Origin of the sequence: Marinobacterium lacunae (assembly GCF_000705555.1) — a bacterium.
GTDB lineage: Bacteria > Pseudomonadota > Gammaproteobacteria > Pseudomonadales > Balneatricaceae > Marinobacterium_D > Marinobacterium_D lacunae.
In genome coordinates this window covers 1-3,287 of sequence record NZ_JMQN01000051.1, presented here as the reverse complement: position 1 = coordinate 3,287, position 3,287 = coordinate 1, and the positions used below count along the sequence as shown (strand labels likewise).

Genomic DNA, 3,287 nt, shown 5'->3' with positions numbered 1-3,287 from the left:
TAAGCAATGCCTCTGGGCGTGTCCCAGGGTCATGACTTAAAGCTTCACTGCTTTAAACGCTCTTTAACAAATTGGATCTGAAAGATTGTCTTGTATTGTTTGATACAAGCGCCAACCGGCGAAATCGATCGTTACTAAATATTCAACTGATCAGACGCCTTCGGGTTATATGGTCAAGTGAATAAGCGTGCACGGTGGATGCCTTGGCAGTCAGAGGCGATGAAGGACGTAGTAGCCTGCGAAAAGGTTCGGGGAGTCGGCAAACAGACTTTGATCCGGACATGTCCGAATGGGGAAACCCACCCGCTTGCGGGTATCTCTTAACTGAATACATAGGTTTTGAGAGGCGAACCCGGGGAACTGAAACATCTAAGTACCCGGAGGAAAAGAAATCAATTGAGATTCCCTTAGTAGCGGCGAGCGAACGGGGAGTAGCCCTTAAGCTGTTTACGATTTAGCAGAACACTCTGGAAAGTGTGGCCATAGTGGGTGATAGCCCCGTATGCGAAAGGTCGTTTACAGTGAAATCGAGTAGGTCGGGACACGTGTTATCTTGACTGAATATGGGGGGACCATCCTCCAAGGCTAAATACTCCTGACTGACCGATAGTGAACCAGTACCGTGAGGGAAAGGCGAAAAGAACCCCTGTGAGGGGAGTGAAATAGACCCTGAAACCGTGTACGTACAAGCAGTGGGAGCCGTTTACGGACGGTGACTGCGTACCTTTTGTATAATGGGTCAACGACTTACTTTCAGTAGCAAGCTTAACCGTGTAGGGGAGGCGTAGGGAAACCGAGTCTTAATAGGGCGTTTAGTTGCTGGGAGTAGACCCGAAACCGGGCGATCTATCCATGGGCAGGTTGAAGGTTGAGTAACATCAACTGGAGGACCGAACCGACTACCGTTGAAAAGTTAGCGGATGACCTGTGGATCGGAGTGAAAGGCTAATCAAGCTCGGAGATAGCTGGTTCTCCTCGAAAGCTATTTAGGTAGCGCCTCATGTCTCACCCTGGGGGGTAGAGCACTGTTTCGGCTAGGGGGTCATCCCGACTTACCAACCCGATGCAAACTCCGAATACCCAGGAGTGCAATCATGGGAGACACACGGCGGGTGCTAACGTCCGTCGTGAAAAGGGAAACAACCCAGACCGCCAGCTAAGGTCCCAAAGTTCTAGTTAAGTGGGAAACGATGTGGGAAGGCTCAGACAGCTAGGAGGTTGGCTTAGAAGCAGCCACCCTTTAAAGAAAGCGTAATAGCTCACTAGTCGAGTCGGCCTGCGCGGAAGATATAACGGGGCTCAAACTAGACACCGAAGCTGCGGATGCCTTAGGGCATGGTAGAGGAGCGTTCTGTAAGCCGTTGAAGCGGAAGCTGTGAGGCACCGTGGAGGTATCAGAAGTGCGAATGTTGACATAAGTAACGATAAAGGGGGTGAAAAACCCCCTCGCCGGAAGACCAAGGGTTCCTATCCAACGTTAATCGGGGTAGGGTGAGTCGGCCCCTAAGGCGAGGCTGAAAAGCGTAGTCGATGGGAAACAGGTTAATATTCCTGTACCGCGCATAACTGCGACGGGGGGACGGAGAAGGCTAGGCCAGCACGGCGTTGGTTGTCCGTGTTTAAGGGTGTAGGTTGGGAAGTTAGGCAAATCCGGCTTCCTAAGACTGAGACCTGATGACGAGCTCCCATGTGGAGCGAAGTGGTTGATGCCATGCTTCCAGGAAAATCCTCTAAGCTTCAGGTTATGCGGGACCGTACCCGAAACCGACACAGGTGGTCAGGTTGAGAATACCAAGGCGCTTGAGAGAACTCGGGTGAAGGAACTAGGCAAAATGGTGCCGTAACTTCGGGAGAAGGCACGCCGGCGTTGGTGAAGGACTTCGCGTCTGGAGCTGACACCGGTCGAAGATACCAGGTGGCTGCGACTGTTTATTAAAAACACAGCACTCTGCAAACACGAAAGTGGACGTATAGGGTGTGACGCCTGCCCGGTGCCGGAAGGTTAATTGATGGGGTTAGCGCAAGCGAAGCTCTTGATCGAAGCCCCGGTAAACGGCGGCCGTAACTATAACGGTCCTAAGGTAGCGAAATTCCTTGTCGGGTAAGTTCCGACCTGCACGAATGGCGTAACGATGGCCACACTGTCTCCACCCGAGACTCAGTGAAATTGAACTCGCTGTGAAGATGCAGCGTCCCCGCGGCTAGACGGAAAGACCCCGTGAACCTTTACTATAGCTTCACAGTGGACTTTGACATTACTTGTGTAGGATAGCTGGGAGGCTTTGAAACTTGGACGCCAGTTCGAGTGGAGCCGACCTTGAAATACCAGCCTGGTACTGTTGAGGTTCTAACTCAGCCCCGTTATCCGGGGCGAGGACATTGTGTGGTGGGTAGTTTGACTGGGGCGGTCTCCTCCCAAAGCGTAACGGAGGAGCACGAAGGTACCCTCAGCATGGTCGGAAATCATGCAATGAGCGTAAGAGTATAAGGGTGCTTGACTGCGAGACAGACACGTCGAGCAGGTACGAAAGTAGGTTCTAGTGATCCGGTGGTTCTGTATGGAAGGGCCATCGCTCAACGGATAAAAGGTACTCCGGGGATAACAGGCTGATACCGCCCAAGAGTTCACATCGACGGCGGTGTTTGGCACCTCGATGTCGGCTCATCACATCCTGGGGCTGAAGCCGGTCCCAAGGGTATGGCTGTTCGCCATTTAAAGTGGTACGCGAGCTGGGTTTAGAACGTCGTGAGACAGTTCGGTCCCTATCTGCCGTGGGCGTTTGAGATTTGAGAAGAGTTGCTCCTAGTACGAGAGGACCGGAGTGAACGAACCTCTGGTGTTCGGGTTGTCACGCCAGTGGCATTGCCCGGTAGCTACGTTCGGACGGGATAACCGCTGAAAGCATCTAAGCGGGAAGCCTCCTTCAAGATGAGATCTCACTGGACCCTTGAGGTCCCTAAAGAGCCGTTCGAGACCAGGACGTTGATAGGCTGGGTGTGTAAGCGTTGTAAGGCGTTGAGCTAACCAGTACTAATTGCTCGTGAGGCTTGACCATATAACGCCCAAGGCGTTTGGAAGTTGAATATACGATCGATCGCGGTTGAAGCTTGTAGCGAACGACAAGACGACAAAATCTTTTAGATCTCGATTTGTTCCAGTTTTGCCTGGTGACAATAGAGACGTGGAACCACCTGATCCCATGCCGAACTCAGTCGTGAAACGCGTCATCGCCGATGGTAGTGTGGGGTCTCCCCATGTGAGAGTAGGTCATCGCCAGGCACCTAAT

At 52.4% G+C, this 3,287-nt stretch carries 2 rRNA genes; both read left to right on the top strand.

The window, feature by feature from the left end:
• Positions 1-171 precede the first annotated feature (171 nt).
• Positions 172-3,056, top strand: a 23S ribosomal RNA gene (locus ADIMK_RS17720).
• A 108-nt stretch (positions 3,057-3,164) separates the two neighbouring features.
• Positions 3,165-3,280: ribosomal RNA gene (gene rrf / locus ADIMK_RS17715) — 5S ribosomal RNA — on the top strand.
• Positions 3,281-3,287 lie beyond the last annotated feature (7 nt).